Annotated in this window: 16 protein-coding genes; 11 read left to right on the forward strand and 5 right to left on the reverse strand. The window is 71.8% G+C overall.

Features of this window, described 5'->3' with window-relative positions:
- Window positions 1-2 precede the first annotated feature (2 nt).
- The 5 genes from VEC03_RS13170 to VEC03_RS13190 form a co-directional block, all read right to left on the reverse strand.
- On the reverse strand, window positions 3-1,154 hold the full coding sequence (locus VEC03_RS13170) for a PAS domain-containing sensor histidine kinase (RefSeq protein ID WP_324915900.1): 1,152 nt from the start codon (window positions 1,152-1,154) through the stop codon (window positions 3-5).
- A gap of 126 nt (window positions 1,155-1,280) precedes the next feature.
- Window positions 1,281-1,550, reverse strand: a complete 270-nt coding sequence (gene infA, locus VEC03_RS13175; RefSeq protein ID WP_324915902.1) for a translation initiation factor IF-1 — start codon at window positions 1,548-1,550, stop codon at window positions 1,281-1,283.
- 267 nt (window positions 1,551-1,817) lie between these two features.
- Window positions 1,818-3,236, reverse strand: coding sequence for an efflux transporter outer membrane subunit (locus VEC03_RS13180; RefSeq protein ID WP_324915904.1), 1,419 nt, complete (start codon window positions 3,234-3,236; stop codon window positions 1,818-1,820).
- Window positions 3,233-6,406, reverse strand: coding sequence for an efflux RND transporter permease subunit (locus VEC03_RS13185; protein ID WP_324915905.1), 3,174 nt, complete (start codon window positions 6,404-6,406; stop codon window positions 3,233-3,235). The genes VEC03_RS13180 and VEC03_RS13185 overlap by 4 nt, the downstream gene beginning before the upstream one ends.
- Window positions 6,407-6,421: 15 nt before the next feature.
- On the reverse strand, window positions 6,422-7,651 hold the full coding sequence (locus tag VEC03_RS13190; RefSeq protein WP_324915907.1) for an efflux RND transporter periplasmic adaptor subunit: 1,230 nt from the start codon (window positions 7,649-7,651) through the stop codon (window positions 6,422-6,424).
- A 593-nt stretch (window positions 7,652-8,244) separates the two neighbouring features.
- Between VEC03_RS13190 and VEC03_RS13195 the strand changes: the two genes are divergently transcribed.
- From VEC03_RS13195 to VEC03_RS13245, 11 genes are all read left to right on the forward strand, one after another.
- Window positions 8,245-9,864: a serine/threonine-protein kinase gene (locus VEC03_RS13195; RefSeq protein ID WP_324915908.1), complete on the forward strand. Its 1,620-nt coding sequence runs from the start codon at window positions 8,245-8,247 to the stop codon at window positions 9,862-9,864.
- Complete coding sequence (locus tag VEC03_RS13200; protein ID WP_324915909.1) at window positions 9,861-10,625, forward strand: serine/threonine-protein kinase; 765 nt, start codon at window positions 9,861-9,863, stop codon at window positions 10,623-10,625. The genes VEC03_RS13195 and VEC03_RS13200 overlap by 4 nt, the downstream gene beginning before the upstream one ends.
- Window positions 10,622-11,473 carry a response regulator gene (locus tag VEC03_RS13205; RefSeq protein ID WP_324915911.1) on the forward strand — a complete coding sequence of 284 codons (852 nt, stop codon included), beginning with the start codon at window positions 10,622-10,624 and terminating at the stop codon, window positions 11,471-11,473. The genes VEC03_RS13200 and VEC03_RS13205 overlap by 4 nt, the downstream gene beginning before the upstream one ends.
- Window positions 11,470-11,850 carry a response regulator gene (locus VEC03_RS13210; protein ID WP_324915912.1) on the forward strand — a complete coding sequence of 127 codons (381 nt, stop codon included), beginning with the start codon at window positions 11,470-11,472 and terminating at the stop codon, window positions 11,848-11,850. Before VEC03_RS13205 ends, VEC03_RS13210 begins: the two co-directional genes overlap by 4 nt.
- Window positions 11,851-11,980: 130 nt before the next feature.
- Window positions 11,981-14,164, forward strand: coding sequence for a chemotaxis protein CheA (locus tag VEC03_RS13215; RefSeq protein WP_324915913.1), 2,184 nt, complete (start codon window positions 11,981-11,983; stop codon window positions 14,162-14,164).
- Between the two features lie 27 nt (window positions 14,165-14,191).
- Window positions 14,192-14,707 (forward strand): chemotaxis protein CheW, encoded by a 516-nt coding sequence (locus tag VEC03_RS13220; protein WP_324915914.1) that lies wholly within the window; start codon window positions 14,192-14,194, stop codon window positions 14,705-14,707.
- An 11-nt stretch (window positions 14,708-14,718) separates the two neighbouring features.
- Window positions 14,719-16,290: a methyl-accepting chemotaxis protein gene (locus VEC03_RS13225; RefSeq protein WP_324915916.1), complete on the forward strand. Its 1,572-nt coding sequence runs from the start codon at window positions 14,719-14,721 to the stop codon at window positions 16,288-16,290.
- Between the two features lie 11 nt (window positions 16,291-16,301).
- A complete protein-coding gene (locus VEC03_RS13230) occupies window positions 16,302-17,603 on the forward strand; it encodes a methyl-accepting chemotaxis protein (RefSeq protein ID WP_324915917.1) in 1,302 nt (433 codons plus the stop codon).
- A gap of 8 nt (window positions 17,604-17,611) precedes the next feature.
- Window positions 17,612-18,427, forward strand: coding sequence for a CheR family methyltransferase (locus VEC03_RS13235; RefSeq protein WP_324915918.1), 816 nt, complete (start codon window positions 17,612-17,614; stop codon window positions 18,425-18,427).
- 142 nt (window positions 18,428-18,569) lie between these two features.
- The gene (cheD, locus tag VEC03_RS13240) at window positions 18,570-19,172 is read left to right on the forward strand and encodes a chemoreceptor glutamine deamidase CheD (RefSeq protein ID WP_324915919.1); all 603 of its coding nucleotides are present in this window, start codon (window positions 18,570-18,572) and stop codon (window positions 19,170-19,172) included.
- On the forward strand, window positions 19,169-20,224 hold the full coding sequence (locus VEC03_RS13245; RefSeq protein ID WP_324915921.1) for a chemotaxis response regulator protein-glutamate methylesterase: 1,056 nt from the start codon (window positions 19,169-19,171) through the stop codon (window positions 20,222-20,224). The genes cheD and VEC03_RS13245 overlap by 4 nt, the downstream gene beginning before the upstream one ends.

Consider the following 20,224-nt stretch of genomic DNA (forward strand, 5'->3'; position numbering starts at 1 on the left):
ACTCAGGCGGCGCCCAGCGCCAGCTCGCCGGCGTCCGCGTCGGCGGCCGGCAGGCGCACCATGAACTCCGAGCCGTGGCCGTGCCCCGCGCTGCGGGCCTGCACGATGCCCCCGTGCAGGCGCACCACCTGGTGGACGACCGACAGGCCGATGCCCATCCCGCCGGGTTCCATCTGCTCGGCGCGCGGGTCGCGGGTGAACAGGTCGAAGATCCGCGGCAGCACGGCCGGGTCTATGCCCATGCCGTTGTCCTCGATCCGGAGCACGACGTCGTCGTCCTCCTGGGTCGCCTTGCACCAGACCCGGCCGCCCGCCGGCGTGTACTTGATGGCGTTGCTGACCAGGTTGTTGAGGACCTGCAGCAGGCGCGCGCGGTCGATGTCCACCGGCAGCGGCTGGGGCGGCAGCACCGCCTCCAGTTGCACGCCCTTGCCGACGGCGGCGCCCTCGTGCCCGCTTACGCATTCCTCGACCAGGGTCCGCAGGTCTTCGCGGGTGCGATTGAGCTCCAGCTGGCCGGCGTCCAGCCGGGCCGCTTCCATCAGGTCGTCGGCCAGGCTGCGCAGGGTCGCGATCTGGCTGTGCATGATCTCGGCCACCCGCTGCACCCGCTCGTCGCCGCCGATGCGCTCCAGGATCTGTGCCGAGGAATGGAGCGGCGCCAGCGGGTTGCGCAGCTCGTGCCCGAGGGTGCGCAGGAACTGGTTGGTGCGCTCGCGCGCCCGCCTGGCCAGCTCCAGCTCGTTCTCCAGCGCATCGAGCTGCATGCGCAGGTCGGTCCGGTCACGCACCGTCTTGACGAAGCCGAGCAGTTGGCCGTCGGCGCCGCGGATCGCATCCACCGTCCCGGTGACCCAGATGCGGTTGCCGTCCTTGCGCAGGTGCCAGCGGTCGTCTTCCGCGCGGCTGTCGTGCATCGCCACAGCGAGTTCGTGCTGGTCCAGCCCGCGGGCCCGGTCTTCGGCCGTGAAGATCAGCGACACGGGCTTGCCTAGGACCTCCTCCGCGCTGTAGCCCAGGACCTTCTCGGCGGCGCCGGCCCAGGCGACGATGCGGCCGCCAGGATCCAACGCGATGAACGCGTATTCCTTGGTCTGCGTCAGGAACAGTTGGTGCAGGACCGTCACGAGGTCCCGCGGATGGGGATCGGCCATGGGAATTCGGGCTGGTAGGCGGTCAAGCTAGCCCATTCCCGGCCCGGCGGGCGTCAGTGGCGAGCGGTTTCGCACCGTCGCCGAACCCGGACGCCGGCGTGGGGGCCGGCTCGCCGGAAGGCGATCTCAGCGGCGTCGTTGCGGCGCCGCGGCGCCCGGCGCGTCGCCCTGCCGTGGCGGCAGGTGGCGGAACATGATGCGGCCCTTGTTCAGGTCGTAGGGCGACAGTTCCAGCGTGACGTAGTCGCCGGCGATGATGCGGATGTGGTGCTTGCGCATCTTGCCGCCGCTGTAGGCGACCAGGTTGTGGCCGTTCTCCAGCACGACGCGGTAGCGCGAGTCGGGCAGGACTTCCTCCACCCGTCCTCGCATCTCGATCAATTCTTCCTTCGCCATGGACTTCCTTTGCTCAGTTTGCGAATCGCGCTGCGCCGGCCACGCCCACGACCCCCGCCGCCGGGCCGCTGCGGCGGCGGAACCGTAGGGGGCGGTGGAGGGTTGCGGGCCGGCACGGGACCGGGACAAGGCAGGGCGAGTGGCCATGTCCGGCCGTGACCTGCCATCGGGACCGTCGCGCGCCGGCAGACGGGCCAGGATCGCCCGCGATTTTACGGCGCTGGCACGCGCTTTGCAGGCGATCGCTCGCGGGCCCGGAGGCGCGCTTCACGACGCAGGCTGGGCCTGGCGCGCGTCCGCCCCGGTCCAGCCGCCGCCCAGGGCGCGGTACAGCAGGACGCGGTTCTGCAGCTGGGCCAGGCGCACCTGGATCTCGGCCTGCCGGGCCGAGAACAGGGAGCGTTGCGCATCCAGCAGGTCCAGCGTGCTGGCCACGCCGGCGTCGAAGCGCATCTGGGCCAGCCGCGCCCGGACCGCCTCGGCCTGCGCGACCCTGGACTGCGCCTGCAGCTGGTCGCCCAGCGTGGCGCGCCCGGCCAGCGCGTCGGCGACTTCGCGGAAGGCCGACTGGATGGCGCGCTCGTACTGAGCCACCGCGATGTCGCGGCCGACCTGGGCCGAACGCAGGCCAGCCTCGTTGCGGCCGGCATCGAAGATCGGCTGCAGCAGCGAGGGCGCGATGGTGTAGGCCCAGGAGCCGCCGCTGTCGAACAGGCCGGACAACTGGCTGCTGGCCCGGCCGGCGCTCGCGGTGAGGGTGATGCGCGGGAAGAAGGCGGCACGCGCGGCGCCGATGTTGGCGTTGGCTGCCACCAGCAGCTGCTCGGCCTGGCGCACGTCGGGGCGTTCGGCCAGGATCTCCGACGGCATCCCGGCCGGCACGTCGGGCAACGTGAGCGCCGCCAGGGTGGTGCCGGTCTGGTAGTCGGCCGGCAGCGCGCGCCCGACCAGCAGGCCGAGCGCGTTCAGGTCCAGCGCGCGCTGGCGCTGCTGCTGCGCGAGCGCGGCGCGCGCCGTCTCGGCCAGCGACTCGGCGCCGCGCAGGTCCAGCTCGGAGGAGACGCCGTTGTCGAAGCGAAGCTGGATCAGGCGCAGCGATTCCTCGCGCGTGGCCAGCGTCTGGCGGGTGAGCGCCAGCAGTTCCTCGTCGGCCACCAGCGAGAGCCAGGTGGTGGCGACGGCGCCCACCAGCGTGACCTGGGCGGCCTTGCGGCCTTCCTCGGTGGCGAGATACTGCGCCAGCGCCGCTTCCGACAGGCTGGCGATGCGGCCGAAGAAGTCCAGCTCCCAGGTGGTGAGGGCCAGTCCCACCTGGTAGCTGGTCACCTGGTTGCCGGTGGCGGGACTGGGCGCGCGGGAGGCGTTGACGCCCACGCCCACGCTTGCGAGCCGGTCGGCCCGGCGGATGTCGTACTGGGCGCGCGCCTGCTCGATGTTCAGCACCGCCACGCGCAGGTCGCGGTTGTTCGCCAGCGCATCGGCGACCAGTCCGCGCAGGCGCTCGTCGGCGAAGAAGCGCTGCCAGTCCAGTGCCGGCGCCGGCGTGCCGTCGGTGGCGGCGGCGTAGGGAAAGGCGGCCGGGACGGGCGCCGCGGGCCGCTCGTAGGTGGGCATGAACGAGCAGCCGGCCAGCACGGACGCGGCCACGGGGGCGATGACGAAGGCGCGGATGCGATGCGGCCTCATACCTGGTCTCCTGCATGCGCGCCGGACGGCAGTTCCGGGCCGCCCAGTTCGTGCGTGTACAGCTTGCGCTGGCGCTCGCTGCCCTTGAAGAAGCTGCGCACCACGACGAAGAACACCGGCACGAAGAACACCGCCAGCGTGGTGCCGGTGAGCATGCCGCCCAGCACGCCGGTGCCGATGGCGCGCTGGCTGGCCGAGCCGGCGCCGGTGGCGATCGCCAGCGGCAGCACGCCGAGGCCGAAGGCCATCGACGTCATGATGATGGGCCGGAAGCGCAGGTGGGCCGCCTCCAGTGCCGCCGAGATCACGTTCTTGCCCTGGGCCTGCAGGTCCTTGGCGAACTCGATGATCAGGATGGCGTTCTTGGCCGAGAGGCCGATGATGGTGATCAGGCCCACCTGGAAGTACACGTCGTTGGCGTACCCGCGCAGCAGCGTGGCCAGCAGCACCCCCAGCACCCCCAGCGGCACCACCAGGATCACCGCCAGCGGGATCGACCAGCTCTCGTACAGCGCCGCCAGGCACAGGAACACCGCCAGGATGGCGAAGCCGTACAGGATCAGCGCCTGGGCACCGGCCAGCTTCTCCTCGCGCGACTGGCCGGTCCATTCGAAGCCGAAGCCGGCCGGCAGCTGCGCGGCGAGGCGTTCCATTTCTTCCATCGCGGCGCCGCTGCTGTAGCCCGGTGCCGCCATGCCCGAGATTCGCATCGCGGGGTAGCCGTTGTAGCGGATCGCCTGCATGGGACCGTTGGCCCAGCGGGTGCTGGCGAAGGCCGACAGCGGCACCGGCTTGCCCTCGCGGTTCAGCGCGTTCAGGCGCAGCAGGTCCTCCGGCTGCATGCGCGCCGGCGCGTCGGCCTGCACGATCACCCGCTGCAGCCGCCCCTGGTTCGGGAAGTCGTTGACGTAGGACGAACCGAGGGAGGTGGACAGCACGGCGTTGATCGCCTCGAAGCCGACGCCCAGGGCCTGCGCCTTCTCGCGGTCGATCTCCACCTGCAGCTGCGGCGCGTCTTCCAGGCCGTCGGGGCGGACCTGGGTCAGCACCTTGCTCTGGGCGGCCAGGCCGAGCAGCTGGTTGCGCGCGGCCACCAAGGCGTCGTGGCCGTGGCTGGCGCGATCCTGCAGACGGAAGGTGAAGCCGGAGGCGGTGCCCAGTTCGGGGATCGGCGGCGGGCTCAGCGGGAAGATGAACGCATCGCGGATGCCGGACAGGGCCCCGAAGGCGCGGCCGGCGAGCGACTGCGCCGACTGGCTGGCCTCGGTGCGCTCGTCCCAGGGCTTGAGCGTGACGAACGCCAGGCCGGCGTTCTGGCCCTGGCCGGAGAAAGAGAAGCCGAGCACGCTGACCATGCTCTGCACCTCCGGCTGCTTCAGCACCCAGCCCTCGACCTGCTCCATCACGCCGCGCGTGCGCTGGGCGGTGGCGCCCGGCGGCAGCTGCACGTTGACCAGCATGTTGCCCTGGTCCTCCTGCGGCAGGAAGGAAGTGGGCAGCCGGGTGTAGACCAGCGCCGCGGCCGCCGCGATGACGCCGTACAGGATCAGATACCAGGGCGCGCGGCGCAGCATGCGCGCCACCAGCCCCTCGTAGCCGTGCGCGGCGCGCTTGAACGAGCGGTTGAACCAGCCGAAGAAGCCGCGCTTCTCGACGTGGTGGCCGGCCTCCACCTGCTTGAGCAGGGTGGCGCACAGGGCCGGCGTGAGCGACAGCGCCATGAACGCCGAGAAGGAGATCGACGACACCATCACCGCGGCGAACTGGCGGTAGATGTTGCCGGTGGAACCGGCGAAGAAGGCCAGCGGCACGAACACCGAGATCAGCACCACGGTCACGCCGATGATGGCGCCCTGGATCTGGCCCATGGCCTTGCGCGTCGCCTCGCGCGGCGGCAGGCCTTCCTCGCTCATGATGCGCTCGACGTTCTCCACCACCACGATGGCGTCGTCCACCACGATGCCGATCACCAGCACCATGCCGAACATGGTCAGCACGTTGATCGAGAAGCCCAGCGCCAGCAGGGTGGCGAAGGTGCCCAGCAGGGCCACCGGCACCACCAGCGTGGGGATCAGGGTGTAGCGCCAGTTCTGCAGGAACAGGAACATCACCAGGAACACCAGCGCCACCGCCTCCAGCAGCGTCACCACCACCTGGGTGATGGAGATGCGGATGAAGCGGGAGCTGTCGTACGGGATGTCCCACTTCATGCCCGGCGGGAAGTAGGCGGCCAGCTCCCCCATGCGCGCGCGGATCAGGTCGGCGGTCTCCAGCGCATTGCCGCTGGGCGACAGCTGCACGCCGATGCCGGTGGACGGCTTGCCGTTCAGGCGCGCCGAGGTGGCGAAGTTCTGCGCGTTCAGCTCGACCCGGGCCACGTCCTTCAGCCGCACGGTGGAGCCGTCGGTGTTGGCGCGCAGCACGATCTCGCGGAACTGCTCCGGCGTGCTCAGCTGCCCCGGCACGACCACGGTGGCGGCGATGCCCTGGCCGGCGACGTTGGGCAACTCGCCGATCGAGCCGGCCGACACCTGCGCGTTCTGGGCCCGGATGGCGGCGTTGACCTCGGCGGCCGACAGGTTGTAGCCGACCAGCTTCTGCGGGTCGATCCAGATGCGCATCGCCGCTTCGGTGCCGAACAGCTGCGCCTGGCCGACGCCGGGGATGCGCTGGATCTCCGGCAGGATGTTGCGCGAGGCGTAGTCGCCCAGCTGCACCGGGGTGAAGTTCGGGTCGTCCGAGGAAATGATGGTGAACAGCAGGAAGTTCGAGCGCGACTTGTCCACGCGCACGCCCTGCTGCGTCACCGCCGCGGGCAGGCGCGGCGTCGCCCGCGACAGCCGGTTCTGCACGTCGACCTGGGCCAGGTCGGGGTGCGTGCCCGGCTGGAAGCTGAGGGTGATCTGGCCGGTGCCGTTGGCCTGGGTCACCGACTCCATGTAGATCAGGCCCGGCGAGCCGTTCATCTCCTGCTCGATCACGCTGATGACGCTCTCCTCCATGGTGGTGGCGGAGGCGCCGGGGTAGGTGGCGGAGATGACGATGGACGGCGGCGCGACGGGCGGGTACTGCGCGATCGGCAGCTGCGTGATCGCGACGCCGCCGAGCACGATGATGAACAGGGCGATCACCCACGCGAAGATGGGCCGGTCGATGAAGAACTTGGCCATGCGGCGGCGCCCCGGTCAGTTGCGGGCGGCGGAAGCGGCCGGTGCCGGCGCCGAAGCAGCCGGGGCGGCCGGCGCGGATGCAGCGGGCTTGCCGTCGTTCCAGGGCACCGGCTTGACCGGGCTGCCCGGCTGCAGCTTCTGGAACCCGTCCACCATTACCTGCTCGCCGGCCTTGAGGCCGTCCAGGATCACCCATTGGCCGTTCTGCGAGCCGCCGACCTTGACCTGGCGCGGCGCCACCTTGCCGTCGGGCCCGACCACCATCACGCTGTCGCCCTGCTGCGAGCGGGTCACCGCCTGCTGCGGCAGCAGCACGGCATTGCTGGCCGTGGCCTGCTCCAGTTGCACCCGCACGTACATGCCGGGCAGCAGCAGGCCGCGGGCATTGGGCACTTCGGCGCGCAGCGAGACGTTGCCGGTGGCGGGGTCGACCTGCAGGTCGGCGAACAGCAGCCGGCCCGGCTGTGCGTAGGTGCTGCCGTCCTCCAGCACCACCTTGACCGGGGTGGCGTCGGCGCCCGAGCGCTTGAGGCGGCCGAGCTCCAGCGCCCGGCGCAGGTTGAGCACCTCGGTGGAGGATTGGGTGATGTTCACGTACAGCGGGTTGATCTGCTGGATGAGGGCCAGCGGCGTGGCTTCGCCTTGCCCGACCAGCGCGCCTTCGGTCACCAGCGCCCGGCCGATGCGCCCGGAGATCGGCGCGTTCACCTGCGCGTAGCCCAGGTTGATGCGGGCGTTCTTCACCGCCGCCTCGCCGGCAGCCACTTCGGCTTCGCCGGCCTTCTGCGCCGCCACGGCGTTGGCGTACTCCTGCTTGCTGATCGCGTTGGCCTCCACCAGCGGCCGGTAGCGCTCGGCCAGGGCCTTGGCCTGGCCCAGGTTGGCCTGTGCGCGCGCCAGCGTCGCCTGCGCGCTCGCCAGAGCCGCCTCATAGGGCGAGGCGTCGATGCGGAACAGCGGCTGCCCGGCCTTCACGTCGCTGCCCTCGCGGAACAGCCGCTCCTGCACGATGCCGGCCGCGCGCGCGCGCACCTGCGCCGTGCGCGATGCCTCCAGCCGGCCCGGCAACTCGGTGACCAGTCCGATGTCGTGCAGCTGCACCGTCACGACGCCGACTTCCGGCGGCGGCATGCCGCCGCCCGGCGGGGCGGATGCATTCTGGCTGTTGGACTGGCCGCAGGCGGCCAGCAGGAGCGCAGCGGCGAGGGCGGGGGCGATCAGGAGGTTCTGGCGCGACAGGTGCATGGGCCGGCGGCGAGCAAAGCCAGTCAGTATACGAATCGATACCGGGCGGTGCAGCGCCGGCCCGCGCATGGGCTTGCGCGGGATTCGGGTCATTCGGGCCGGTTCGTGCAGGACGCCGGAATCCGTGCACAAGAACCGGTCGCCGGCCGCGATCAGACGATGAACGACAGCAGCAGCAACAGCAGCACGGTGCCGATGACGGACACCAGGATGGAGCGGACCCAGCCGAGCTTGTTGGAGAAGAACAGGAACATGCGTTCACCTTGCGGCTTGCGAAGCGGGCGCGGAGTAGGGGCCTGCGGGCGCTGCGCGTAGCCCGCCACCGACAGCACGCGCTCCGCGTGTCGTCGGCACGACGCAGCGCCGGACCGCGCGTCGCTCCGGCGTGACCGGCCGTCGCGCAATGCACCGTCCATGGGTGTAACAACCAGTGACACCCCCGCTGTGGATGAGGTACAACGCCGCCAAGTGCAACCGACAGTCCGTGGCAATCATCGTGACCACGCTCCCCACCGACCATGCAGTGCCAACGGCAGTACCGGCCCCTCAGGTCCCCCCTCCGTTCCCCTCGCCGAGGCGGGACCGCCTGAGCGATGGGGCACGAGCACTACACACCCGACGAAGCTGATTTCCCGGCCACCGAAGCGGCGCCGCTGGATGCCCTGTTCACGCCGTCGCAGCTCTCCGGTAGCGGGGAAAGCCGCCTGCCCACCCAGCCACCGGTCGAGGACGAAGCCGCGATCTGCACCTTCGTGTACGCGCGGGTCCACCATTTCGCGTCGGCCTGTTCGACCATGGCCGGCGCGGAGCTCACCGCCTTCGTCAACGAGGTCCGCCGCACGCTGTCCTCGGCAGCCCTGAAGCTCGGTGGCGAGATCGCCCAGCGCCGCCCCGACTCCATCCTCTGCGCCTTCACGCACAAGCCGGAAGACCGCGTCCCCACGCATGCCAAGCGCGGGCTGCATGCGGCGATCCTGACCGTGCACGACGTGATGCAGCTGGCCGCGCGCATCGGCCCGCAGCTCGAGGCGGCCGGCGTCCCGCCGCTGTGGATCGCGGTCGGCGTGCACCTGGGCGCCGGCGAGGTCACGCCGCGCGCCAACAACGCCGAGCGCATGGTGCACGCCGCCGGCGAGGCGGTGGAGATCGCGCGCCTGCTCGAAGGCGTGGGCGCCGACCTGCGCTGGGGGCTGGTGGCCTCGGCCGGCACCCGGCTGGCCGCCGGCACGCGGGTGGCGAGCGGCCGCTGCGCCAGCCTCGGCCTGCCGGACGATTCGTACCTGGAGCTCACCGAGATCAACGGCCTGGTGCCGCGCGCCGGCTCGAAGACGCCGCCCAGCCACTACGCCATGCTGCGCGAGTCCCTGGAGCGCAACCAGCAGGTCGCCCGCGCGACCGAGGGCGCCCCGGTCGGCAACGGCAACCTGCTGATCGAGGACTACCGCGTGCTGCGCAAGATCGGCGAGGGCGGCAACGCCTCGGTCTACCTGGCGCAGCCGGTGGGCGGCGGGCCGACCCAGGTGCTCAAGGTGATGCGCATCGACGGCCCCGAGGGCGACGCCGGCCTGCAGCGCTTCCTGCAGGAGTACGCGCTGATCGCGGGCATCGAACACCCGAACGTGGCGCGCTTCTTCCGCCAGGGCTTCTCGGCCGGCAGCGCCTACATCGCGATGGAGTACTTCCCGCTGGGCGACCTGCGCAGCCGCATCCGCCGCCTGCTGGACCCCGCCATCGCGCTGTACTACCTGCGCCAGATCGCCGGCGGACTGGAGGCCATCCACCAGGCCAACATCGTCCACCGCGACCTCAAGCCCGACAACATCATGATCCGCCAGGACGGCATCGTCGCGATCACCGACTTCGGCGTGGCCAAGCAGATCTCGATGCTGATCACCGACACCGGCGCCGGCGAGGTGGTCGGCACCCCGTACTACCTCAGCCCGGAGCAGGCGCAGGGCCGGCGCGTGGATACGCGGGCCGACCTGTACAGCCTGGGCGTGCTCGCCTACGAGATGCTCACGGGCAACAAGCCCTACCACGCGACCACCACGCAGGACCTGCTGCGCCTGCACGTGGAGGCGCCGGTGCCCGCGCTGCCGCCGCAGCACGCGCACCTGCAGCCTGTGCTCGACCGGCTGATGGCCAAGGAGCCGGAGCAGCGCTACGCGTCCGCCACCGAACTGCTGGACGACCTGGACAGGCTGCAGGCATGACCGCGATGTTTCCAGCGTGCGCAGGCCCCTGGCAATTGCAGGCGGTGCTGGGCCGGGGCCGGCGCTCCACCGTGTACCGCGGCACCGATGCCCGCGGCCGGATCGCCGCCATCAAGCTGTCGCGCGACGCCGATCTGGCGCGCGAGCACCGCGTGCTTGCCGGCTTCGACCACGACAACCTGCTGCGGCCGCTGGACTGCGGCCGCGGCGCGCAGGGCCAGTGGCTGGCCACCGAGTGGGCGCAGGGCGGACCGCTGGGCGCGGCGCCCGACGGCGGCTTCGACGAGCCGCAGGTGCGCCGCTGGCTGGCCGAGGTGGCCGGTGCGCTGGCGCACCTGCACGGCAGCGGCTGGGTGCACCGAGACCTCAAGCCCGCCAACCTGCTGCTGCGTGCCGACGGCACGCTGGTGCTGGCCGACTTCGGCGAAGCGGTGCCGGCCGGCAGCCCCGGGCCCGCGGTCCCCGGCACCATCGTCGGATCGCCCAGCCATGCGGCGCCCGAACAGTCGCAGGGCGCCCCGGCTGCACCGGCGGCCGATGTCTACAGCCTCGGCGTGCTGCTGCACGAGTGGCTCACCGGCCGCCCGCCCTTCGGCGGCGAGACGCCGGCGGAGGTGCTGGCGCAGCACCTGTTCGCCCCCATCCCGCGGCTGCCGGCCGCGCGGGCGCAGTGGCAGCCACTGCTGGATGCCCTGCTGGCCAAGGACCCGGCCCGGCGGTTGCCGGACGGGCAGGCCGTGCTCACCAGGAACGCAACGTGAATCCCAACGACCACTATCTCGTCGACGTGATCGGCTTCAACGACGTGGAGCGCGCGATGCTGGCCAGCATCTTCGCGCTGGCGGCGCGGCGCGATCCCGGCTTCGCGCAATTCGAGCCCGGCACCGCCGGCCGCACGCCCGACGTCTACCTCGTGGATGCCGACAAGCCCGAGGCCATGAAGGAGTTCCGCTCGCTGCACCAGCGCGCCGGCTTGCCCTCGGTGCTGATCGGCAGCAGCGCACAGGGCACCGACTTTCCCGTGCTGCCGCGCCCGCTGCAGTGGGCGCGCCTGCTGCAGGCGCTGGACGACGCGGTTGCTGCCGGCGACGACGGCGCGCCCTTCGTGCCGCCTCAGGCCGACCCGCTGCGACGCAGCCTGCCGGCCGCCGGCCGCTCCAACTCGCCGCAGGCGCTGCCCGACCCCGGCGCCGCCCGCCGGATGATGGGCGACACGGTGCTGGTGGTGGACGACAACGCCACGGTGCGCGCCTTCATGCAGGCCAAGCTGGCGCCGTTCGGCTTCGAGGTCGATTTCGCCGAGACCGGCGAGGAGGCCATCGGCCTTTCGGGCACCCACGAGTACACCTGCGTGTTCCTCGACGTGGTGCTGCCGGGCATCGACGGCTACCAGGTCTGCAAGCTGATCAAGTCGAACAAGCAGGCGATCAGGAAGACCGCGGTGGTGATGCTCACCAGCCGCAGCTCGCCGTTCGACAAGCTGCGCGGCTCGCTGGCCGGCTGCGACGAATACCTCACCAAGCCCCTGGACGAGGACCGCCTGCTGGAGGTCATCGCCAAGTTCCTGCCCAGCGGGCGCAAGCAGGCGGAACGGGCGGCGCGCAAATGAACACGAACACGACGAACGGCAAGTCCATCCTGGTGGTCGACGACACGCGCTCCATGCGCAAGATGGTCTCGGCGGTGCTCACCGGCGCCGGCTACGAGGTGTCGGAGGCCGGCGACGGCGCCGAGGCCCTGCAGCTGGCGCAGCAGCGGCAGTTCGACCTGGTGGTGACCGACCACAACATGCCCGTGATGGACGGCGTGACGCTGGTGCGCGAGCTGCGGCGGCTGGCGCAGTACGACTCGGTGGCGCTGATCGTGCTCTCGACCGAGGTCGATCCCGCGCTCAAGCAGAAGGGCCGCGAGGCCGGCGCCACCGGCTGGATGGCCAAGCCCTTCGACCCCCAGCGCATGCTGGACATCGTGGGGAAATTCGTATGACCCCCCCGAAGCGGCCTCCGGCCGCCTCCCCCCGGGGGGGGCGCCACCAGCGGCCCGGCGAAGCCGGTTCCGCGGTGGCCCTCGCATTCCAGCGTACCTTCGCCGCCCGCATCGAATCGAGGTGACCGGGATGCAGCCCTCCACCGCCTTCGGCGACCCCAACGCCTACCGCGAGATCTTCTTCGAGGAGACGCACGAGCACCTCGCGCAGATCGAGTCCATCCTGCTGCGCCTGCAGCCGGACCAGCCCGGCGCCGACTGGGGGGCCGACCTGAACGCGATCTTCCGCGCCGTGCACTCGATCAAGGGCAGCGCCGCCATGCTGGGCTGCCAGGACATGGCGGCGCTGGCCCACCTGCAGGAGAACCTGCTGGACCTGCTGCGCAAGCAGGAGCGGCCGCTGGAGACGGCCGACATCGAGGCCCTGCTGCGCGCCGGTGATGCGGTGCAGGCGCAGGCCCTGTGCCACCGGGGGCTGGCCGACAAGTCGCCCGAGACCTCGGTCGTGGAAGCCATGCTGCGCGACCAGCTGGCTCGCCCGCGCGCCGGTGCCCAGGGCGCCACGGCGGGGCCGGTGCGGCGCGCCTTCCGCGTGCAACTGGGTCCGCTGGAGGCGGCGATCCCCGAATCCGAGCTGGAGATGATGCTGGCCGGCCTGGCGGAGATGGGCACCGTGGGCGACACGCAGCTGGACAACGTGGCCGGCGGCAGCGTGGTCTTCGACGTGGAGATCGAAGGCACGGCGATGGACCTGCAGAGCGTGCTGCTGCTGCTGGTCGCGCCGGAGCTGGTGACCATAGAGCCGCGCCAGCCCGCCGGCACCGGTGACGCTGCGGCGTCGCCTGTCGCGGCCGGCGCCAGCCCGCCGCCCCTGCCGGGCGCCGACCTGGGCGACGAGCTGTTCGTGGATCCGGACGTGTTCCGCCGCAAGCGCGAAGCCGCGCCCGTGGCCGCCGCCCCAGCCGCGACCGAGGCCATGGCACCGGCTGCCGCCCCGAGCCCGGCCCCGGCTTCGGCCGCGTTCGCGGCCCTCACCACGCCACCCGCGCCGGCGCCGGTGGCGGCCGCTTCCGCAGCGGCCCAGCAGGCCCTCGCGGAACTGACCGAGCCGGTCGGGCTGGGCGCGGCCGACACCGGCTACATCCGCGTGGCCACCGAGAAGATCGACCTGCTGGTCAACCTGGTGGGCGAGCTGGTCATCACCGAGGCGATGCTGTCCCGCAGCGGCAACCTGCAGGAGCAGGACGCCGGCGGCGGCCGCTTCGCCGAGAACGGCCTGGCCGACCTGTCGCGCCACACGCGCAACCTGCAGGAGGCGGTGCTGGCCATCCGCATGCTGCCGATCTCCAACGTGTTCTCGCGCTTCCCGCGCCTGGTGCACGAGCTGGGCTCCCGGCTCGGCAAGCGGGTGGAACTGCGCTTCGGCGGCGAGAGCACCGAACTGGACCGCGGCCTGATCGAGAAGATCTCGGACCCGCTCACCCACCTGGTGCGCAACGCGGTGGACCACGGGCTGGAAACGCCCGAGCACCGCATGGAGGCCGGCAAGCCGCCGGTGGGCACGCTGCGCCTGCACGCCACCCAGCGCGGGGGCAACGTCGTCATCGAGGTCAGCGACGACGGCCGCGGGCTGGACCGCAACCGCATCCTCGCCCAGGCGGCGCGGCGCGGCATCCCGGTGCCCGAGGACGCCACCGACGCGCAGGTCTGGCAGCTGGTGTTCATGCCCGGCTTCTCCACCGCCGAGCAGGTGACCGAGCTGTCCGGCCGCGGCGTCGGCATGGACGTGGTCCGCCGCAACATCCAGGCCCTGGGCGGCACCGTGGACCTGTCCTCGGCCGCCGGCTGGGGCACCACGGTCACGGTCAGCGTGCCGCTCACCCTGGCCATCATCGAGGCGATGACGGTGTCGGTGGGCGACGCCATCTACGTGCTGCCGCTGTCGGCGGTGGTGGAGTCGCTGCAGGTGCAGCCGGGCGAGATCCACGGCCTGCCCGGGCACGGCGACACGCTGCGGGTGCGCGAGGACTACCTGCCGGTGCTGCACCTGGCGCGACTGTTCCCGCCGCAGCAGCCGTCCGGAGGCGGCGACACCATCGCCGTGATCATCGAAGCCGAGGGCCGCCGCGTGGCCCTCGTGGTCGACGAACTGGTCGGCCAGCAGCAGATCGTGGTCAAGAGCCTGGAGGCGAATTTCCGGCGCGTGCCGGGCCTCTCGGGCGCCACCGTGATGGGCGACGGTTCGGTCGCCCTCATCCTCGACGTGAGCCACCTGGTGCGCCTGTGCAGCGGCCGCCAGGCCTCGCATGCCTGAGTGCAGCAGTAGCAGGAGCCGCAACCCATGCAGACACAAGCCGCCAGTTTCCGCAACCCGGGCGAGGGCGCCCTGGCCGCGCCGGACCAGAACCGGGAGTTCCTCACCTTCCGGCTGGGTGCCGAGAGCTACGCGATCGACATCCTGAAGGTGCAGGAGATCCGCGGCTGGGAGCCGCCCACCGCGATCGCCAACTCGCCGCCCTTCATCAAGGGCGTGATCAACCTGCGCGGCGTGATCGTGCCCATCCTGGACCTGCGGGTGAAGTTCCGGCTGGACAAGGCGGAGTACGACGACTTCACGGTGGTGATCATCCTGAACGTCGCCTCGCGCGTGGTGGGCGTCGTCGTGGACTCGGTCTCCGACGTGCTGGCCCTGCCGGCGGAGGCGATCCGGCCGACGCCGGAGTTCGCCTCGGCCACCTTCGACACCCGCTACATCACCGGGCTGGCGACCGTCGAGGAAGACCTGCTGATCCTGCTGGACATCGAGAAACTGATGACCTCGGCCGACATGGCCCTGGTCGATGCCGCCACGCACTGAGGAATCGAGACATGGCAAGCAAATTCACCGCCGAGGCGATGCTGCACATGCAGATCGGCACGCTGCTGCTGGCAACCGCGTGCGCTGCCGGATTCGGCTACTACGCCACCCAGCAGGTCCGCACCGAGGCCGACGCCGCCATGACCCTGGTGCGCGACCACGGCATGGCCGCCGGCCGCTTCAAGGGCGAGGAGAATTTCCTGCGCCGCGAGATCGCCGATTTCGAGCGCTCGCCGCAGCGCGCCGACGCGCCCGACCTGGACCCCGGCGAGGCGGCGGCGCTGCGCGCGTCCGCCGAGGCGCACCTGAACGAGCTGCGCGAGCAGGCCGCCGAGGCGCGGCGCAAGAGCGACCAGGCGCTGATCGCCGCCCAGCGCGAGAGCGAGCGCCTGGCCGAGGACAGCAACCGCCTGCTGGTCCAGGCGGGCAGCGTGCTGGCCCTCCTGTTCGCCGCCGCCTGCGTGCTGGCCTGGAAGTTCCGCGACTGGATCCGCGAGGCCAACGTGGGGCCGCTGCGCAATGCGGTGCACCTGGTGCGGCGGGTGGCCGACGGCGACCTCACCGCCAGCGGCGAGGGCATGGACCAGCTGCACACGCGCAAGCTGGCCGCGGCGCTGGAGGACATGACGGCGCGCCTGCGCACGCTCACCAGCGAGGTGCAGCGCAGTGCCCGCACCGTGGCCGACACCAGCGCGCAGATCGCGCAGGGCCACCTGGACCTGTCGCAGCGCACCGAGGAGCAGGCCAGCACGCTGGAGGAGACCGCCAGCTCGATGGAGGAGCTGACCTCCACCGTGGCCCACAACGCCGACAACGCCCGCCAGGCCAGCCAGCTGGCCGCCGGCGCGTCCGAGGTGGCGCGCAAGGGCGGCGAGGCGGTGTCGCAGGTGGTCGCCACCATGAACGAGATCGCCGACTCCTCGCGCCGCATCGGCGACATCATCGGCGTCATCGACGGCATCGCGTTCCAGACCAACATCCTGGCGCTCAATGCGGCGGTGGAAGCCGCGCGCGCCGGCGAGCAGGGCCGCGGCTTCGCGGTGGTGGCCGCCGAAGTGCGCGGGCTGGCCCAGCGCAGCGCGGCCGCCGCCAAGGAGATCAAGGGCCTGATCGGCGACTCGGTGCAGAGGGTCGATGCCGGCACCCGCCAGGTCGACGCCGCCGGCCGCACCATGCAGGAGATCGTCGACTCGGTGCGGCAAGTCAGCGCCCTGATCGCCGAGATCGCCGCTGCCAGCCAGGAGCAGAGCTCCGGCATCGGCCAGGTCAACACCGCCGTGGCCCAGATGGAGCAGGTGGTGCAGCAGAACGCGTCGCTGGTGGAAGAGGCCACGGCCGCCACCGAGTCGCTCAAGGAGCAGGCCAACGCGCTGCTGCAGTCGATATCGCGCTTCAAGATCGGCGAGGGACAGGCCGCCACATCGTTCGAGCCCCTGCGGCCGCCGCCGGCGGCGCCCGCCCAGGCCGCGCCGCCGCCGATCCGGGTGCGTGCGCCCAAGCCCGCGCTGCCGCGGGCCTATGCCGGGCTGGCCAGCCGCATGCGGCAGGAGCCGCCCACCGACAGCAACTGGCAGGAACTCTGAAGGACTTGGCGATGCTTTCCGCCCGTATCTCCGTCGGGGCCAAGCTCAATGGCCTGGTCGTGGTCCAGATCGTCTCACTGCTGGCCGTGGCCGGCATCGGCCTGTTCGGACCCGCGCTCTCGCTGGACACGAACGCCATCGCGCTCCTGATGGGGCTGGTGATCGCGCTTTCGGGCGCCATCGGCCTGTGGGTGCGGGTGGAAGTCCGCCGCAGCATCCTGCGCTCCATCCGCGGCGCCGCCGAGGTGATCGAGCGGGTGGCCAAGGGCGATCTGGACGCCGACGTGGAAGTCAGCTCGCACGGCGAGACGCAGAAGATGCTGAGCGGCCTGCAGGAGATGGTCGTGGGCCTGCGCAAGCTGGTCGGCGAGGTCACCCGCAGCGCCGGTGCGGTGGCCGACACCAGTTCGCAGATCGCCCAGGGCAACCTGGACCTGTCGCAGCGCACCGAGGAGCAGGCCAGCACGCTGGAGGAGACCGCCAGCTCGATGGAGGAGCTGACCTCCACCGTCGCCAACAACGCCGAGAACGCGCGCCAGGCCAGCAAGCTGGCGGCCGAGGCGGCCGACACCGCGCGCAAGGGCGGCGAGGCCGTGGACGACGTGGTGCGCACCATGGACGACATCCTGGACGCCTCGCGCCGCATCGGCGACATCATCGGCGTGATCGACGGCATCGCCTTCCAGACCAACATCCTGGCGCTCAACGCCGCGGTGGAAGCCGCGCGGGCCGGCGAGCAGGGGCGCGGCTTCGCCGTGGTGGCCGCCGAGGTGCGCAACCTGGCGCACCGGACCACCGCCGCCGCCAAGGAGATCAAGGGGCTGATCGCCGACTCCGAGCAGAAGGTGCAGGCCGGCTCGACCCGCGTCGATGCCGCCGGCCACACCATGGTCGGCGTGGTGATGTCGGTGCAGAAGGTCAGCGGCCTGATCGCCGAGATCGCCGCCGCCAGCCAGGAGCAGAGCGCCGGCATCGGCCAGGTCAACGACGCCGTCGCCCAGATGGAGCGGGTGGTGCAGCAGAACGCCTCGCTGGTCGAGGAAGCGGCCGCCGCCACCGAGTCGCTGAAGGACCAGGCCGACGCGCTGCTGGCGCTGGTCTCGCGCTTCAGCCAGGGCAGCGGCGCGCCGGCGCCGACACCGGCCTACACGCCGGTGCAGCCGGCGCCGCGCGCGCCCGAGCCGCCGGCCGCGCCGCCGCCGATCCGCGTCCGCGCGCCGCAGGCCAACGCGTTGCCGCCGGCCTATGCCGCCGCCATCGCCCCGGCCACGCGCAAGGGCTCCGCATCGGGCGGCGACTGGGAAGAGTTCTAGGACCCGGCATGTCGGTGGAGGAGGCCGGGCTGCTCGGCGAGGCGGAGTTCGAACTCGCGCGCCGCCTGATCGCCGATTACGCGGGCATCAAGCTCAGCCCGCACAAGCGCTACATGGTCCACAACCGGCTGTCGCGCCGGCTGCGCGCCCGCGGCCTGGGCAGCTTCGCCGAGTACCTGCAGCTGGTGCAGGACGACCGCGCCGGCGAGCGCGAGGACTTCGTCAACGCCCTCACCACCAACCTCACCGCCTTCTTCCGCGAGCCGCACCACTTCGAGCTGCTGCGCGAACGGGCGCTGCGGCACCGCACGCAACGGCGCGAACCGATGCGCGTGTGGTGCTCGGCCTGCTCTACCGGCGAGGAAGCCTGGTCGATCGCGATGACGTTGCGCGAGGCCGATTGCCCGGCCGAGGTGCTGGCCACCGACATCGACACCGACGCGCTGGACACCGGCGTGGCCGGCGTCTATCCGCACGAGCGCGCGGCGCACCTGCCGCCCGACCGGCTGCGCGCGCACTTCCTGCGCGGCGTCGGCCCGAACGCCGGGCGCGTGAACGTGCGGCCCGAGCTGCGGCCGATGGTGAGCTTCGCCCAGCTCAACCTGCTGGCCCCGGCCTGGCCGGCACTGGGCAGCTTCGACGCCATCTTCTGCCGCAACGTGGTGATCTATTTCGACCGCGACGCGCAGAAGCGCCTGCTCGGCCGCTTCGCGGCGCTGCTGCGCCCCGGTGCGCTGCTGGCCGTGGGCCATGCCGAGAGCTTCCCGGCCGGCCACCCCGGCTTCCGCGCCTGCGGACGCACCGCCTACGAATTCACCGGATGAAGGCCCACCCCCGAAGCGCCTTCGGCGCTCCCCCCTCAAGGGGGCGCCACCAGCGGCCCGGCAAAGCCGGTTCCGCGGTGGCCCTGATCCGGGCCATGTCATCTTTGGCGCCTTGCCTGGTGGGGCGCTCCCTGGGGTTGCCGTGACAGAGAAGCCGCAGCGCTACTTCGACCGCGACTTCAAGGTCGAGTCGGTCAAGATCCTGCCCGGCCAGTACCACGCCGGCCGCGGACCGGGGTCGATCTCCACCGTGCTGGGCTCCTGCGTGTCCACCTGCCTGTGGGACCCGGTGCAGCGGATCGGCGGCATGAACCACTTCATGCTGCCCGGCCAGCCAGGGGCCACGCCTTCGCCCTGGGAAGTGTCCGGCCGCCTGGGCGTGTATGCGATGGAGGTGCTGATCAACGAGATGGTCCACGTCGGCGCCGATCGCCGCCGGCTGGTGGCCAAGGTGTTCGGCGGCGCCCGCGTGCTGCAGGGCTTCGAGACCCTGGACGTGGGCGCGCTCAATAGCAAGTTCGTGCTGGAGTTCCTGCGCGAGGAGAACATCCGCGTGCTGGCGCAGGACCTGCTGGGCGTGTCGCCGCGCAAGATCCACTTCTTCCCCGACACCGGCAAGGTGCAGATGCGCAAGCTGCACCTGCAGTCCGGCGACGCGCTGCAGCGCGAGGAGCGCGCCTACCTGGCGCGGCTGTCGCGCGAGCAGGGTGGCGGCGAGATCGAACTGTTCGCACCGCCGCGATGATCCGCGTCCTGGTCATCGACGATTCGGCCGTGATGCGCGCCTTCCTGGGGCGCGTGGTCGGCTCCCAGCCCGACATGGAATTGGCCGGCGTCGCCTCCGATCCGCTGCTCGCGATCGACCGCATCCGCCGCTCGCCGCCCGACGTGATCACGCTGGACGTGGAGATGCCGCGCATGAACGGGCTGGAGTTCCTGCGCAAGCTGATGGCCGTGCGGCCGTTGCCGGTGGTGATGGTGTCCTCGCTGACGCAGCAGGGCGCCGAGGCCACGCTGCGGGCGCTGGAGCTGGGCGCGGTGGACTTCTTCCCCAAGCCGGCCTCGCTGGAGGCGCTGGACGCGGTCGGTCCCGGCATCGCCGAGAAGATCCGCGCGGCGGCGCAGGCCCGCGTCGGCCGCCACGGCTGGGCGCCGGCCGAAAGCCGGCCCGCGAGCGCGGGCCCGGTGGCGCTCCGGCCGGCGGCGGCGCGTCCCGCCAGCGGCCGCATCATCGGCATCGGTGCCTCCACCGGCGGCGTCGAGGCCCTGCGCCACATACTCACCGCGCTGCCGGCGGCGATGCCGCCGATCGTGATCGCGCAGCACATGCTGCCCGGCTTCACCGAGACCTTCGCGCGCCGGCTGGACGCCAGTTGCGAGCTGAACGTGCGCGAGGCGAAGGACGGCGAGGAGGCGTGCGAGGGCGGCGTCTACGTCGCGCCCGGCGGACGCCACCTCGTCGTGCAGCGCAGCGCCACCGGCTACCGCCTGCGGCTGAGCGACGAGCCGCCGGTGAATCGCCACCGGCCGTCGGTGGACACGCTGTTCCGTTCGCTGGCGCAGGCGGCCGGGCCGCGCTGCACCGCGCTCATCCTCACCGGCATGGGCGCCGACGGTGCCGAGGCCATGCTGGAACTGCGCCGCAGCGGCGCCACCACCTTGGCCCAGGACGAGGCCAGCAGCGTGGTGTTCGGCATGCCGCGCCAGGCGATCGCGCTCGGTGCGGCGCAGGAGATCGTGGGGCTGGAGCAGGTGGCGGGGCGGCTGCTGGCTCTGAGCGCGCAAGGCCACCCCTGA

The organism is Ramlibacter sp., assembly GCF_035627355.1.
GTDB lineage: Bacteria > Pseudomonadota > Gammaproteobacteria > Burkholderiales > Burkholderiaceae_C > Ramlibacter.

Coding starts and splice junctions, on each gene's coding strand:
- VEC03_RS13170 (WP_324915900.1), bottom strand. CDS start 1,154: ATGGCCGATCCCCATCCGCGGGACCTCGTGACGGTCCTGCACCAACTG.
- infA (WP_324915902.1), bottom strand. CDS start 1,550: ATGGCGAAGGAAGAATTGATCGAGATGCGAGGACGGGTGGAGGAAGTC.
- VEC03_RS13180 (WP_324915904.1), bottom strand. CDS start 3,236: ATGAGGCCGCATCGCATCCGCGCCTTCGTCATCGCCCCCGTGGCCGCG.
- VEC03_RS13185 (WP_324915905.1), bottom strand. CDS start 6,406: ATGGCCAAGTTCTTCATCGACCGGCCCATCTTCGCGTGGGTGATCGCC.
- VEC03_RS13190 (WP_324915907.1), bottom strand. CDS start 7,651: ATGCACCTGTCGCGCCAGAACCTCCTGATCGCCCCCGCCCTCGCCGCT.
- VEC03_RS13195 (WP_324915908.1), top strand. CDS start 8,245: ATGGGGCACGAGCACTACACACCCGACGAAGCTGATTTCCCGGCCACC.
- VEC03_RS13200 (WP_324915909.1), top strand. CDS start 9,861: ATGACCGCGATGTTTCCAGCGTGCGCAGGCCCCTGGCAATTGCAGGCG.
- VEC03_RS13210 (WP_324915912.1), top strand. CDS start 11,470: ATGAACACGAACACGACGAACGGCAAGTCCATCCTGGTGGTCGACGAC.
- VEC03_RS13215 (WP_324915913.1), top strand. CDS start 11,981: ATGCAGCCCTCCACCGCCTTCGGCGACCCCAACGCCTACCGCGAGATC.
- VEC03_RS13220 (WP_324915914.1), top strand. CDS start 14,192: ATGCAGACACAAGCCGCCAGTTTCCGCAACCCGGGCGAGGGCGCCCTG.
- VEC03_RS13225 (WP_324915916.1), top strand. CDS start 14,719: ATGGCAAGCAAATTCACCGCCGAGGCGATGCTGCACATGCAGATCGGC.
- VEC03_RS13230 (WP_324915917.1), top strand. CDS start 16,302: ATGCTTTCCGCCCGTATCTCCGTCGGGGCCAAGCTCAATGGCCTGGTC.
- VEC03_RS13235 (WP_324915918.1), top strand. CDS start 17,612: ATGTCGGTGGAGGAGGCCGGGCTGCTCGGCGAGGCGGAGTTCGAACTC.
- VEC03_RS13245 (WP_324915921.1), top strand. CDS start 19,169: ATGATCCGCGTCCTGGTCATCGACGATTCGGCCGTGATGCGCGCCTTC.